General features: G+C 70.3%; 13 protein-coding genes. 3 read left to right on the forward strand and 10 right to left on the reverse strand.

Features of this window, described 5'->3' with window-relative positions; translation table 11 throughout:
• Window positions 1–10: 10 nt before the first annotated feature.
• Genes ATK30_RS12200 through ATK30_RS12210 form a run of 3 tightly spaced genes read right to left on the reverse strand, consistent with a single transcriptional unit; the run spans window position 11 to window position 3535 of the window.
• Entirely contained in the window at window positions 11–1531 is a 1521-nt protein-coding gene (locus ATK30_RS12200) for a DUF2207 family protein (RefSeq protein ID WP_101435706.1), read from the reverse strand.
• Window positions 1528–2682, reverse strand: coding sequence for a DUF2207 domain-containing protein (locus tag ATK30_RS12205; RefSeq protein ID WP_101435707.1), 1155 nt, complete (start codon window positions 2680–2682; stop codon window positions 1528–1530). The genes ATK30_RS12200 and ATK30_RS12205 overlap by 4 nt, the downstream gene beginning before the upstream one ends.
• A 4-nt stretch (window positions 2683–2686) precedes the next feature.
• Complete coding sequence (locus ATK30_RS12210) at window positions 2687–3535, reverse strand: RDD family protein (protein WP_101435708.1); 849 nt, start codon at window positions 3533–3535, stop codon at window positions 2687–2689.
• A 52-nt stretch (window positions 3536–3587) separates the two neighbouring features.
• Here ATK30_RS12210 and ATK30_RS12215 point away from each other — a divergent pair, with 52 nt between their 5' ends.
• Window positions 3588–4592 carry a stage II sporulation protein M gene (locus ATK30_RS12215; protein WP_101435709.1) on the forward strand — a complete coding sequence of 335 codons (1005 nt, stop codon included), beginning with the start codon at window positions 3588–3590 and terminating at the stop codon, window positions 4590–4592.
• Between the two features lie 58 nt (window positions 4593–4650).
• Here the strand turns inward: ATK30_RS12215 and ATK30_RS12220 are convergent, their stop codons facing one another.
• Genes ATK30_RS12220 through ATK30_RS46120 form a run of 5 tightly spaced genes read right to left on the reverse strand, consistent with a single transcriptional unit; the run spans window position 4651 to window position 10080 of the window.
• Window positions 4651–5931 carry a DUF58 domain-containing protein gene (locus ATK30_RS12220; protein WP_101435710.1) on the reverse strand — a complete coding sequence of 427 codons (1281 nt, stop codon included), beginning with the start codon at window positions 5929–5931 and terminating at the stop codon, window positions 4651–4653.
• Window positions 5932–6882 (reverse strand): AAA family ATPase, encoded by a 951-nt coding sequence (locus ATK30_RS12225; protein ID WP_101440773.1) that lies wholly within the window; start codon window positions 6880–6882, stop codon window positions 5932–5934.
• Between the two features lie 11 nt (window positions 6883–6893).
• Window positions 6894–8033, reverse strand: coding sequence for a DUF4350 domain-containing protein (locus tag ATK30_RS12230; protein ID WP_101435711.1), 1140 nt, complete (start codon window positions 8031–8033; stop codon window positions 6894–6896).
• Complete coding sequence (locus ATK30_RS12235; protein ID WP_167441892.1) at window positions 8030–8665, reverse strand: DUF4129 domain-containing protein; 636 nt, start codon at window positions 8663–8665, stop codon at window positions 8030–8032. The genes ATK30_RS12230 and ATK30_RS12235 overlap by 4 nt, the downstream gene beginning before the upstream one ends.
• Window positions 8659–10080, reverse strand: coding sequence for a hypothetical protein (locus ATK30_RS46120; protein ID WP_244194592.1), 1422 nt, complete (start codon window positions 10078–10080; stop codon window positions 8659–8661). Before ATK30_RS46120 ends, ATK30_RS12235 begins: the two co-directional genes overlap by 7 nt.
• Before the next feature lie 198 nt (window positions 10081–10278).
• Between ATK30_RS46120 and ATK30_RS12245 the strand changes: the two genes are divergently transcribed.
• A complete protein-coding gene (locus tag ATK30_RS12245; RefSeq protein ID WP_244194593.1) occupies window positions 10279–11454 on the forward strand; it encodes a neutral zinc metallopeptidase in 1176 nt (391 codons plus the stop codon).
• A gap of 194 nt (window positions 11455–11648) precedes the next feature.
• Here ATK30_RS12245 and ATK30_RS12250 read toward each other — a convergent pair whose 3' ends face one another.
• Entirely contained in the window at window positions 11649–12068 is a 420-nt protein-coding gene (locus ATK30_RS12250; protein WP_101440776.1) for a hypothetical protein, read from the reverse strand.
• Window positions 12069–12593: 525 nt separating this feature from the next.
• On the reverse strand, window positions 12594–13676 hold the full coding sequence (locus ATK30_RS12255; RefSeq protein ID WP_101435713.1) for a potassium channel family protein: 1083 nt from the start codon (window positions 13674–13676) through the stop codon (window positions 12594–12596).
• A 106-nt stretch (window positions 13677–13782) separates the two neighbouring features.
• On the opposite strand from ATK30_RS12255, the gene ATK30_RS12260 reads away from it, so the two are divergent.
• Complete coding sequence (locus ATK30_RS12260) at window positions 13783–14166, forward strand: DoxX family protein (RefSeq protein ID WP_101435714.1); 384 nt, start codon at window positions 13783–13785, stop codon at window positions 14164–14166.
• The last annotated feature ends 3 nt before the right edge of the window (window positions 14167–14169 follow it).

A 14169-nucleotide genomic window follows, 5' to 3' on the forward strand; every position in this document is an offset into this window, starting at 1 on the left:
GCCCTCCACCCTACGCAGGCGCGGGCGTCTTCGGCTCGTCCGGTCGGAGGTGCCTCGCACCCTCGAACGCGACGGTCAGTGCGGCCACGAATTCCCTGGTCCGCGCCAACGTCGCCGCTTCCTCGGCGGAGGCGCCGTACCAGTACGCCGATAGCGAACAAGCGTTAACTTGCCAAGCGTCTGCTTCCCCCAGCGCATACGCGTACGGGAGCACGCGAGAGACGAGCAGTTCGTCGTCCGGTGTCTCCATCGTGAGCAGCTGTGCGTTGAGGCCGAGAAGGCGGTCTCGGAGGTCTAGGCCTGCCTCCGTCCGCTCCGGCAGGAGGCGAGCGGCTGCAGTCACCACGATGCCGGTGGCGAGAAGCACCAACCCGAGTTGCGCGTAACCGACGGTGAACGCCAGCAGGATGGTGAGGAAGACGCCGTACCCACATAGCCGCGGGCCGACCTTCGACAGTCGCTTCGGGGAGCGCCAGCCGCGACGGACAGTGTCGGCGATCAGCTCGCGTACGCCTGCTTCGCGTACTTCGGCGAGCGTCGCGGCTTCGCCGGGCACAGCCGCTGTGTACACCGCGCGCTCGAAGGCGGTTAGGTGTTCGTCGGGCGGGTTGCGGCGTACGAGCACCCAGTTGCGCGGGCCGTCTTCGCTGACCCATAGGTAGTTACGGACGCATAGGTCGAGCACAGTCGCGGCTAGGTCGACGGAGCTGACGCGTCCGGTGAGAAGCAGTCCTACGTGTCCAGGGAGCACGCCGTCCGGCGAAGAGAAGCGGCCGTTGTCGAGGAGCTGTACGGGAGTGGCGCGGCCAGGCTGTCGGTCACGTCGGCGGCGTACGAACACGGCGATGGCGCCGGCGATCGACAGCACGGCGAAGGCCAGCCATGCCCACCACACCGGCGCGGTCGCGGCGAAGGGGCCGGTGGGGATGAGCTTCTCGGTCGCGGCGACAGTGCCGCCGGGGAGTTCGGCGGTCAGCTGCACGCGCGAGCCGGGCTGGAGGTTCGGCACCGAGACGCGCGTCAGGCCGGAGTGGTCGATCTGCGCGGCACCGCAGTGGGTCGTCGAATCGGGCGGACCGGCGAGGCAGCTGAGCGCGTGGGGAACGGCGGGGGCGGCGAAGGTCGCGCGGACCAGCTCGAGACGGGTGTCCCAGCCACTGGCGACGTCCCAGGTCACGTGCTCGACGCCGAGGCTCGTGCCGACCGCACCGTCCACTGTGTACCGCAGCACGGACGTTCCGCCGCGCAGGTAGAAGGTCACCTGGTCGTTGCCGGACTCGGCGTTGCCCGCGCCTTCGACGCTGATGTTGCGGATGCCGAGCACGCGGGCGTTGGCACGCAATGGGATGGTGCGGGTCATCGAGGTGTCGCGCGGCACCGACACTGCCTCGGTGACGGACAGACTGCCGTCACGCTGGACCTTGAGCGCTACTTCGACGCTCTGCGGCAAGCCGGGCAGGGACGGCTGGTCTTGCGCCGTCGCGGGTGTCGCACAGAGGAACGGAATCATCAGCAGGGCGGCGAGTTTCATTGCGCGGACACCGCCGAGCGACGTTCGGCCAGCGTTTGGATCGCATCGATCTCTGTAGCCAGTGGGGATTCGACGCGTTCAGCCGGAGTGCCCAGTGCGCGGCCGCTTCGGGTTTGCGGCGGAACCAGTGGAGCGGCGGCGAAGGTGGTGAGCCCGCCGATCAGGACCGCGACGCCGATCAATGCCTCGCCGACCGTGACGGCCAGGACAACAGTGAGCACTATGCCTGCGAGAACGAGGGCGAGCCCGGCTCGGCGGACGTGGGGTTCCCGTGTGGACAGCCAGCCTTGGCGATGCGCTTCAGCGTCGAGAAGCGCTTTCAGCTCAGCCTGATCCGGCCGCGCGGCAGCGAGCGGACCCGCCGGGAAGGCGGCTTTGACAGCCTCCTCGAACGGCGTGAGCGGGTCGGCTTCGCTGTGAGTCACCTGGCCGTCGGCGATGTGCAGATGGCCGCGGGCGACGAGGTCGAGGACAGTGCCGGTGAGGTCGAGTTCGCCCCGCGCGACATACGCGACGTACGCAGGCGGCACGCCAGGAGCGGGCGGTCTGGTGCGGCGACGCAGCACGCTGGCCCCGACGAGCAGGTACAGCACCAAAGCGAGACCACTCAGGACGGTCGGGAATCCAGGCGCGAAGGCAGCCAACGGTCCAGCCGGGACGAACCGGGCGTTCTCCGGAAGCGGTCCGGTTTGGACGGCCAGGTCGATTCGCTCCCCTTGGCGCAGCATGTTCTGTTCGGCATGCGCTCCCCCGCTTCGCAGTTCGGAGAAAGTGCACTGCCGGGACGAACCGGGCTGACCGGCGTAACAGTCCGCTGTGGACACTCCGGGGGTGCTGAAGTCGGCGGCGACCCGGTCGAGTGCACGGTCCCAGCCGCCGGTGACCTGAAACCGCACCTGCCCGCCCGCGGCGACCGCACCGTCCACTGTGTACGTCAAAGTGGCTGGCCCGGTGACGGTGACCGTGGTTCCGTCGGCGGTGGCGGCACCGGAAAGATGCAGGTCAGTGATCGAGTAAAGCCGGTCCTCGTCGTCAGTGACCGGTACCCGCTCGGCGATGCGGTGGACGGCTGGGGCGTCGGTGACGATGCGCTCGATGACCGTGAGCTGGCCGTCCTGCGCAGTGGTGACGGTGACGTCGTCGGCGAGCATGTTCTCAGCTCGGCGGGGTGAAGGGGTTGTCGGACTTCGGCGGTGCCGGAGGCGGAACCGGCGGCGGCGCGGAGGCAGGCGGGCCGTACTGCATCGGCGCGATCCGGGCATGGTCGCGATTGCGGCGTTCGGCCAGCACCGCGGTGAGGAAGACCCACGGTGGCATTCCGTACGGCAGCGGGACCCCGATCGCCGCCGAAACCTGCTGTGCCAGCCCGAAGCCGAGCGATGCGGCGGCTTCCGGACGCAGATCATGGTAGCGGCCGAGGTACTGCCGGGCAGCCATGGCGAGGTCGTCGGTGAGGCCGCTGAGGTCGAAATGCGCGGCCCACGCTTCCAGGCCAGGCGGCACCACGAGGATCGCCTGCGCGGACTGCGGCACGCGTTCGCGAATCACCAGGGTGCCCGCGAGATAGTCGCCGACGCGGCGGCCGTTCGACGACGTCAGCGACACGATGACGGCCACCGCGCCGAGGAAGCCGAGCGCCCAGAAGTCGACGAAGAACCCGGCGAGCGCACGGGTCAGCGCGTGCCGGAAGCTGATCGGGCCGCCGTCGAGGCGCACCACGCGCAGGCCGAGCGCGAGTTTGCCGAGCGAACGGCCGCGGCTGAGCGTTTCGAACAGCACCGGGTAGCCGATCACCACCAGCACGAACGCGGTCAGCATCAGCGCGACGGTGAGCGCCGAGTCGAACGACCCCGCGGTCAGCATCAGCGCGACCAGCACGAGCAGCAGCAACGCGGCCTGGACGAGGACGTCGAGCAGCATCGCGACCGCGCGGCTGGCGAGCTTCGCCACCCGCAGGTCGAGGACGACGGCCTCACCGGTGACGAGATCGGACTCTTCCTGCACGAGGCCAGCGTAGAGCGCCTGGCACTATCCTTGGCGGCGGAGGAGGTGGCCGGTGGACGTCGACGTGTTCGTCGCGGCGCACAGCGCGGAATGGAACCGGCTCGGCGAGCTCGCCGGACGCCGCAGGCTGACCGGCCAGGAGGCGGACGAGCTGGTCACGCTGTATCAGCGCACGGCGACGCATCTGTCGATGATCCGCTCGACCGCGCCCGACCCGGCCCTGCTGGCGAGGCTGTCGGCGCTGGTCGCGCGCGGCCGTTCGGCGGTGGCTGGCTCGCACAGCCCGGCGTGGCGCGAGGTCGGGCTGTTCTTCACCCGGCGCTTCCCGGCCGCGGTGTACCTGAGCCGCCGCTGGTGGATCCCGGCGGCGCTGCTGTCGGTGGCGGTGATGGCGGTGCTGGGCGCGTGGATCGCCGGCGACCCGCAGGTGCGCGCGTCGCTGGTCTCGCCGGACGAGGTGAAGGCGATGACCGCGCCCGGCGGCCAATACGAGACGTACTACTCGAACGGCCCGGCGGCGTCGTTCGCGGCGAAAGTGTGGACGAACAACGCCTGGGTCGCGGCGACGTGCCTGTTCCTGGGCGTCGCGCTCGGCTTGCCGGTGATCGCCGCGCTGTGGATGAACTCGCTGAACGCCGGGGTCGCGATCGGCCTGATGTCCTCCGCAGGCCGCGGCGACGTGCTGCTGGGCCTGCTCCTGCCACACGGCCTGCTGGAACTGACGGCAGTGTTCATCGCGGCCGGGACCGGACTGAAGCTCGGCTGGACAGTCGTGGACCCGGGCCGCCGGTCGCGAAGCGCGGCACTGGCCGAGCAGGGCCGTTCAGTGGTGGTCATAGCGCTGGGGCTGGCGTGCGTGCTGCTGGTGTCGGGAGTGATCGAGGCGTTCGTGACACCGTCCGGCTGGCCGACGTGGCTGCGGATCGGCATCGGAGCGGTGGTGGAGCTGCTGTTCCTGACGTACGTCTTCACGCTCGGACGACGTGCTGCCCGAGACGGCGAAACGGGCGACGTGGACCGCCGTGCCGCTGGCGACTTCCTTCCCGAAGCTGGCTGAGAAGTCCGTGAAGGGCTCCTTGAAGGAATCTCATTCCCTCAAGGAGCCCTTCACGGACCTACAACCGGCCCGCCGCCTTCAACGCCAGGTACCGGTCTGCCAGCGCGGGCGGCAGCTCCTCCGGAACCGCGTCCACGACACCGACCCCGTGCCGCGTCAACCACGCCACTGACGATTCCCGATCCGCCAACGCCCGCTCCGCCGCGGCAGCGTCGTAAACCGCCTCCGCGGAGCCTCGCGAAGCCGCCATCTCCGCGACCCTCGGGTCCGCCACCGAGGCCACCAGGACCTCGTGCCGAGCCGTCAACGAGCCCAGCACCGGGAACAGCCCTTCCTGCAACGGTGCCGGTTCCAAGCCGGTCAACAGCACCACCAAAGCCCGCCGACGCGTCCGTCGCAGCACTTCCGCGACCATTCCCCGCGCGTCCGTCTCGACCAGCGACGGTTCGATCGTGGCCAAGGCGTTCACCAGAGACGGGGTCGAAGCGTTCGGGACGGAAGCCCGCACGCGCCGGTCGTACGCGACCAGATCGACCCGGTCCCCCGCCCGGGCAGCCAGCGCGGCCAGCAAAAGCGCCGCGTCCATCGCCGCGTCCAGCCGCGGCGCGTCGCCGACTCGACCGGCTGAGACGCGGCCGGTGTCCAGCACCAAAACCACCTGCCGGTCGCGTTCCGGACGCCACGTCCGCACCATCACGTCGGACGCGCGGGCCGTCGCGCGCCAGTCGATCGACCGGACGTCGTCGCCGATCACATATTCGCGCAGGGAGTCGAATTCCGTTCCCTGGCCCCGGATCAGCACCGCGTTGCGGCCGTCCAGCTGCTGCAGCCGAGCCAGCCGCGAAGGCAGATGCTTGCGGCTGTGGAACGGCGGCAGCACCCGAACCGTCCATGGCACCTCGTGCGAACCCTGCCGCGCGGCCAACCCCAGCGGGCCGGCCGCGCGCACGGTCACCCTCGCCGCAATACGGTCGCCGCGACGGGTCGGCAGCAGCGCGGTCGTCAACGCACGTCGTTCGCCGGACGGAACCACCAGCGAGTGCCGGTCGTCGGCACCAGCGCTCGGCGGCCAGGCGTCCCGCAAGGAGCCGCGAACGGTGCGCCGACCGGGGTTCGTCACGGTCAGCGTGACCTCGGCAGGCTCGCCCAGCCGGACGGAAGTGGTGCCGCTGCGCGAAAACCGCAGCGCGCGCACGCTCCCGGCCAGCGCGAGATCCACGACGACCAGCACCAGCAGCACCGCGATCACCACCGCGACGCCGGTGCCGGACGGGAACAGCAGCCCGACCACCAGCGCCCCCAGGAGCGCCAGCAGCCCGAGCCGCCCGGTGACGGCCATTTAGCGCGGCACCGGCACGGAGGCCAGCACCCGGTCGAGGACGCCGTCCGAGGTCACGCCTTCGAGTTCGGCTTCGGGCCGCACATCGAGACGGTGCCGGAGAGCGGGACGGGCGAGCGCCTTGACGTCGTCCGGCGTCGCGTAATCCCGGCCGGACAGCCAAGCCCACGCGCGCGTCACGGCGAGCAAAGCCGTTGCACCGCGCGGGGAAACGCCGATGCGCACCGCCGGAAGCTCCCGCGTCGCGCGACAAAGGTCGACGACGTAGCCGATCACTTCAGGACCGACAGTCACCTTCGCGACCGCCTCCCGCGCGGCAGCGAGTTCCGCCGCCCCGGCTACCGGACGCACGCCCGCCGCGGCGAGGTTCCGCGGGTCGAAACCCTGTACGTGCCGCCACAGAATGCCGATCTCGTCCTCGCGCGACGGAGCCGGCATGGTCAGCTTCAACAGGAACCGGTCCAGCTGCGCCTCGGGCAACGGGTAGGTGCCCTCGTACTCGACCGGGTTCTGCGTCGCGATGACCACGAACGGATCCGGCAGCGGACGCGAGACGCCGTCGATCGACACCTGGCGCTCCTCCATCGCCTCCAGCAGCGACGACTGCGTCTTCGGCGGCGTCCGGTTGATCTCGTCGGCCAGCAGCAGATTCGTGAACACCGGGCCCTCGCGGAAGGAGAACTCGCCGCTGTGCGCGTCGTACACAATGGACCCGGTGACGTCGCCCGGCATGAGGTCCGGCGTGAACTGCACGCGCGTCGTCTTCAGGTCCAGCGACGCGGCCAACGCGCGCACCAGCAACGTCTTCGCGACGCCGGGCACGCCTTCCAGCAGCACATGCCCTCGGCAGAGCAGCGCGAGGATGAGCCCGGTGACGGCCGCGTCGTTGCCGACCACAGCCTTCCCGACCTCGGTGCGCAACGCGATCAGGGCCGCCCGCGCGTCCTGCATCTGTTCGGTACTCACGAACGCTCCACCTCTCGTTCCACCGCGTCCAGTTCGTTCGCCAGCCGCACCAGCGCCGCCTCGTCGGACGGCGACGGGCCGTACAGCACCGCCCCGACCTCGTTCGGCGCCCGGCCGGTCCGCGCGCTCACCGTCTCCACCACCGCGGGCGGACCGGCGTCGCGCGGCAATCCCAGTCTCTTCCGCAGCCGCGTCCTGGCCGCCTCGCGCAAGGTTTCCGCCGCGTGCCCGGTCGCGCCGCCCCGCCGGTACAGCCGGGCCCGGCCCTCTGCCGTCTCCGCCGACCGCACGACCACCGGCAGCGGTTCGCGCACCACCGGCCCGAGCCGCCGCGCACGCCACAGTGCGAAAAGGACGATCGCGATTCCCGCGATCAGCGCACCGTATCGCCAGCCGGGCGGGATCAGGTCCACGAACGGTTTCTTCTCGCCGTCCAGCGCGGGGTCCTCTGTGGACGGTACATACCAGACCAGCTGCCGATGATCGCCGAGCAGCCGCATGCCGAACGCCGCGTTGCCTTCCTTGGCGATCTGGTCGTTGGTGAAGGCCTCCGCCGAGCCGAGCACGGTCACCGTGCCGGTCCGGTCGGCCAGCTGCACGAAAGTCGGGTCGCCGTTGTCGCGGTAGCAGGTGCGCGCCGTCTTGTCGTCCGTCTGGTAATGACGTCCGCCAAGCGTGACCGAGCCCGCGCTGACCGCCGCACCGACCGTGCAATCCGGTTGCAGCGTACGGACTTCTCCCGCACCCGCCGAGGAAACTGTCGGCGCGGTCATGCCCAGCGCCGACGACCCGGGCGCGACGAGCACGAGGTGCGCGACGCGTCGGCGCAGATCGGCCAACCCGTTCGCTGGCACCAACTGCGGGTTGGTGATCAGCAGCGTTCCGCTGTCAGCGGCATCGCGAGCCTCGGCAAGCGAGTGCGCGGCGCGGACCTGAACGCCTTGCTGCTCCAGCAAATGCGCGAGAGCGTGGCTGCCTCGCGGTTCGTAGGAACCGGGGTCGAACTCGCCGCTGGTCTGCTTGCCGCGGCTGAGCACGATGGCCAGCGCGACGATCACAATCAGCAGGAGGAGCGCCAACGGAACCCGGGCGCTACGCCAGATTCGGCGCAGATCCGGCGAAACAGCTGTGCTCATGCGTCCGCCAGGACCGGTCGCGCGCGGCGGACGCGTTCGTCCAATTCGGACAGTGTGCGGTAACCGGCTTCGGTACCCGGCCGTCCGCCGTAGTGCACGTCGTCGAACTGCCGCGCGGCCGCCGTGAGCTCAACCGCCAGATCCGGCAGGAACCTCCCGGCCTCGGCGACCGCTTCGTCCGCGGTCCGGCCCGAGCGGGCGTCGAGCAGCGCCCGCTCTTCCATCCCCCGCACGAGCGCACGGAACCGATTGCGCACCGCGTCGGCGAAATCCCCGCGAGCAGCGGCTTCCTCGGCGGCCTTCCGGTATTCGTCCGCGGTCTGCCGCCGTCCGCTGAACACCTCGCCGGACGTTTTCGCGGACCGGCCGACCTTGCCCACTCGCAGCCGCACGACCACGATCAGCACGATCACCAGCGCCAGCACCAGGAGCAGGCCGAGCGGACCGCCGGGCACTCCGGACAACGCGTTGAACAGATCGGAAATCCGCTGCCCGAGCCACTGCCAGACGCGCTCGAGCAAGCCCGGCTGCGCGGCGGCGTAACCCGGGTCGGTCAGTTCCTGGATCGCCCGCAGCCGGGCGGGGTCCCGGTCGATGTCGACCGGGACGTCGGCGAGAAAACCGATCACCACGCCTGCTGCGGCGGTCGCGGCGGCTGAGGCGGGTTCAGCCCCGCCGCCCTGGCCAGTTCGATGTCCATGCCCTCGCGGCGCATCCGCTGGTCGATGTAGAGCACCACGGTGACCAGGGCGGTGAACGGCATGACGATCGTCTCCGCGATCACCTTGCCCACCGACTCCAGCACCAGTCCGCCGGTCGTCACCTTCGGCACGGTCGCCTGCGGGTTGAAGAGACCGCTGAACGCGCCCGAGCCGAGGCTGAACGGAACGTTGATGATCGCCGAGATCACCCAGCTGATCACGCCCGCCAGCAGCAGAACCCCGAACACCCGCCAGAACATCCCGGACACGAGCTGGCGCGACCGCGAGAACGCCTGTCCGATGGTGCCGCGTTCCAGCACCAGCGCGGGACCGGCGAGCGACCAGAAGACGTACGGCAGCACGGCGGGCAGCAGGCAGAACGCCGCGGCGACGATCGTGGCCAGCGTGTAAAGCACGGTGACCGCCAGCAGCGGCAGCAGGCGCGGCGCGGCTTCGCGCATCGCCGAACCGAAGTCGACCGGACGGCCGAGCACCGCCTTGCCCATCACCACGGTGAGAAAGCCGGTGAGGAAAGTCTGCGCCAGCATGGAGATCACGAGCGTCGGCAGCAGTGCGGTGAGCGTGGAGCCGAGCAGGCTGTACAGCGCGTCGAGCTGCTGTTGCTGCGTCGCGGCCGGGCCGAGCTGGGCGACCCGGTTGAAATCGGGCACCAGCCACAGCGTCGCGACGAGGTTCAGCCCCGCCGAGACCACCGCGACGATCGCGGACACCCCGAGAATCAGCAGCGGATACCGGCGGATCGCGGTGATCGCGCCGTCGAGGATGTCGCCGACGTTCAACGGGCGCAACGCGATCACGCCCGGTTTGCCCAGTCCGTTCGGGTTCCAGCCCGGGCCCGCGTTGCCGTAGCCGCCGCCGGGGTACTGCGGAAGCGGTTGCTGGCCTGGGGGTTGTCCAGGGGATTGCCACTGACCTGGCGGCGGGGGTGTCGCTCCGGGCGGCGGGAACGCGCCGGGGTGCTGGGTTTCCCCGAAGGGAGGGGTCGCGCCCGGCTGCGGCGGAGTGGTTCCGCCGCTTGGCTGCTGCGGCGCGCCAGCCGGGCTTCCCCCGCCTGGCTGCTGCGGCGCGCCGGGGTTTTCGCTGGCAGGCGACGGATTCGCGCCTGCCTGGTTCGCCCCGGCAGGCGGATTCGTCCCGGTCGAACCGGCGTTTTCGCTGGCGGGCGACGAAATTCCGGCGCCCGTGCCGGACGGCGAGGACGGGGTGTCCGTTTCGCCGGTCTTCGGCGGAGTGGCGGAGGACGCGCCGGGATCAGGACTGGCGAAGCCCCGGCTCGGCGTGGGCGTGTCGTCCCCCGGCCCGGGCGCACCGGGTGAATGTGTCATCGGAGCCCCTCGTTTGCACGGCCCTGCGGTTGCTGCCGTCACTCTTCCAGAGCCGTCCGCACCCGGCCAGACCTGGGGGGACGTCCGGACGAGGAGGCCGTCCGGAGAAGTGGTGCGGCGGGCCGCGCGTCCCCCGATATGCTGAATGGCAAGCCGGGGAACGCCCGGCCCGCGCCGAGACCCACCGGGACTGCCCTGATGACGCAACCGCCCTACGGCCAGGTGCCGCCTCGCGGGACCGTTCAACCGCCGCCGGTGCCGGGCCAAGGACCGGTGCCGCCGGGCCAGGCGCAAGGTTCCTACCAGGCACAGCAGGGTCAAGGGCAGTACCAGGGACAGCAGCCGCCGTATCAGGGCCCGCCGCCGGAGGGACCGCCGTGGCAGCAGCCGCCGCCGTCCTATCCGGTGCCGCCGCGCAAGCCGACCGGGCTGATCGTCGGGCTGTGCCTCGGCGCGGTCGCGGTGCTGGCGCTGGGCGTCGTCGCGATCGTTTCGCTGAACCGCGGGTCGGGGCCCAGCAACGCGGGCTACCAAGCCGCGCCGCCGTCGCCGTCGTCCGCCTATGAACTGCCGCCCACCAGCGGTTCGTCCACCCCCTCGAGCACGCCGGCCAGCCCGTCGGAAAGCCCGAGCACCTCCGCCAGCGCCGGCCCGCACAAGATCCTCAAGCTGGCCGACCACCCGATCCTGCAGGACCCCAACGCCGGCCTCCAGAACCTCGTCTGCAATCTGCCGCCGTGGACGAGCACGCAGGACGGCGCGGAAGCGTTCTTCACCGCCGCGAGCAAATGCCTCGACGCGGCGTGGGGCCCGTTCCTCGAGTCCTACAACCTGCCGTTCACGCCGCCCGCGCTGCACTTCCCGACCGGCCCGAGCTTCGACACCGAATGCGGCACCATCCAGGTCGGCATCGCGACCGCGGCGTACTACTGCGAGAACAACCTGTACGTCCCGTTCAAGGGCCTGCAGACGGATCAGTATGGCAACAATCCCGGCGTCTACCTGGCGTTGTTCGCCCACGAGTACGGCCACCACGTGCAGGAAATCGCGGGCATCATGGACGCCGCGTGGCAGAAGATCTACGCGGCCGGGCAGAACAGCCCCGAGGGTCTCGACATGTCGCGCCGCAAAGAACTCCAGGCGCAGTGCTTCTCCGGAATGTTCCTGGGTGCGCACGTCGACCGCGGCGGCACGATCACCCGCGACATGTACAACAAGGCCTGGAACGACCAGGAAACGCGCGGCGACAACACTTCCCACAGCCACGACCACGGCACCAACGCGCACTACGCGCAGTGGTGGCGCGCCGGGGCGAAGGACAACCGGATCGCGGACTGCAACACCTTCGCCGCACCCGCGTCCGACGTCAGCTGATCCGCCACTGCGTTCGTAGTGATCCACGGCTCGTCCGGCGCGGTGTGGATCACTACACCTGTAGTGACTCTTTGAGGAAGCCACGTTCGGCGCGGCTGTGACACTGCGGCTGTAGTGGTACGGCTGCGGCAATCGCGTTCGGCGCGGCAACAGCGCTGCGGCTGTAGTGGTCTGCTCGGCTGTCGGGCTCCGGCTCAGCTGAGCAGCGCGAGCTTGCCCGAGCCGCGGATCACCAGGTAGGCGTACATCCCGCCGCAGAAGCAGGCGAACACCAGCAGCGCCAGCGCGATCGGCGCGCGCAGGTCCTGCGAACCCGCCGAGGTGTCCGGCATGGTGACCGAGACGACGCCGTCCGCCGGAGCGTCGTCCGGGACCAGCACCTGGAGGCGCTCGTCCTTGCCGTGGCCGCAACTGTCGAGCGAGCCCTGGCGCGGCTTGCCGCCGAGCTGGAACGAGACCGATTCGGCCGCCCCGGGAACGGAGCAGTCGACGGCCTTGGTGATCTGGGCGTCCACCGGCGAGCCGGGTGCCTTCGCCTGGATGCCGAGCAGCCCCGGTCCGGCGAGCCACGCCAAGAGCACGACGAGCACCCCGACCGCGACGGGGATGCCCACCTGCAGCCACCGCTTGACGGGACTCTTATGCGGGGGTTCGGAGACCTGCACGACGCCATGCTTCCAGATGCCGGGGGCAAAACCCAGTGAGGTGCCCGCGCACGGGGGACCCCGACCGAGGCGACACCCCGGACACCCACCGCAACCGCTCGCCGTCCCCGGCTCCACTCGCACCGAACATCACGCTGGGTTCCGCCCCAACGCCGCATTGGGCGCATCCCACGCACCCGCCGCTAACAGCCAACCCTCGGCTCCTCCGCCCAGCGCCTCACGAACAACCGCACCAACGCCACATTCGGTGCGCTCAGCACACCCAATGTGGCATTGGGGGAGGCAGCAGCGCGGTGTGCAGCGGACTTGCAGCCGCATTGCTCACCAGCACCGGCACGGAACACCGGCCGAGACGAGCCGCAGGTCTATCCGCTCCCGCAACAGCACCGCTCGCCAGGCCAACAGCAGACGCGACACCCACGCGCCGCGGACTCTGCTCCCGCTACAGGAAGACCCCAGCGAACCAGCCCGACCTCAGCGTTCGATCTGGTCGACCTGCGTGACCTTCTTGACGTACAGCAACCGGTCCCCCGGTTCCAGCGCGTCCGCTTGCGGGGCGTCCACCCGGTAAAGCACCCCGTCGCGCACCACGCCGAGCACCGTGTCCGGCAGGTGCCTCGGCGATCCGCCTTCCTCGCTCGGCTCGATGCTGCGCTCGGCGATCGCCAGCCCGGATTCCGGCGTCAGCAGGTCCTCGACCATGTCCACCACGAGCGGGCTGGACGTCGCCATTCCGAGCAGCCGCCCGGCGGTCTCACTCGACACCACGACCTGGTTGGCCCCGGATTGCTTCAGCAGGTGCACGTTTTCCGCCTCGCGCACCGACGCCACGATGTGCGCTTTCGGGGCCAGCTCGCGCGCGGTGAGGGTGACCAGCACGGCGGTGTCGTCGCGGTTCGGCGCGACCACTATGGCTCGCGCGTGCTGCACGCCCGCGACGCGCAGGACGTCCGACCTGGTCGCCGATCCGTGCACGGTGACGAGCCCGAGCGCGCTCGCCGCGTCCAGCGCCTGCTGGTCGGTGTCGACGACCACAACGCGGTTGGCCTGCACCTCCTCGTCGCCGAGCAGCGCGTTGACCGCCGAGCGGCCCTTCGTGCCGAAACCGACGACGACGGTGTGGTCACGCACCTTCGTCCTCCACTTCTGGATTTTGAACGCCTGCCGGGAGCGCTCGGTGAGCACTTCCAGGGTGGTCCCGACGAGGACGATGAGGAAGAGCACCCGCAGCGGCGTGATCACGATGACGTTCACCAGCCGCGCGGACGCGGTCGCCGGGGCGATGTCGCCGTAGCCGGTGGTCGAGAGGGAAACCGTCGCGTAGTAGAGCGAGTCGAGGAGCGAGAGGCCGTCGCCGTTCGCGTCGCGGTAGCCGTCGCGGTCGAGGTAGACGATCAGCACGGTGGCCAGCAGCGCCAGCAGCGCGCCGATGATCCGCTTGACGATCGACCGCATCGGGCTGACCGTCAGCTCCGGCATCCGGATCACGCCGACGAGCTCGTGGTCGGGCCGGTCGTTCAACCGGACGTTCAGGGGCAGCCGTTTCAGGGCCTTCATGCACCGGCTCCCCGCGGGCGTTCGGCGTCACTCACAGCCGGGAGGATAACCCAAACGGAGCACCCGCACACCCGTCGCAAGGATCATGCTGTGGCAGGCTTGCCGCATGTCCGAGCCTCGCGCGTCGCAACGTCCGGCGCATCTTCTCGCTGCTCTGCTGGCCGGGGCGGGCGTCCTGCACTTCGCCCGGCCGAAGCCGTTCGACGCGCTGGTCCCGAAGGAATTGCCCGGTGACCGGCGCACCTGGACGTACGCGTCGGGCGCCGCCGAGCTCACCGTCGCTGCCGGGATCGCGCTGCCGCGCACGCGCCGGCTGGGCGGGTTGGCGGCGGCGCTGCTGTTCGTTGGAGTGTTTCCGGGCAACGTGAAAATGGCACTGGACTACCAGCGACGCGGCCGTCCTGCTCGGGATCGCGCGGTGGCGTGGCTGCGGCTGCCACTGCAGTGGCCATTGGTGAGCTGGGCGTTGACCGTGCGCGATCGGGCCTAGCTC

The organism is Amycolatopsis echigonensis, from assembly GCF_002846615.1.
GTDB classification, from domain to species: Bacteria; Actinomycetota; Actinomycetes; order Mycobacteriales; family Pseudonocardiaceae; genus Amycolatopsis; species Amycolatopsis echigonensis.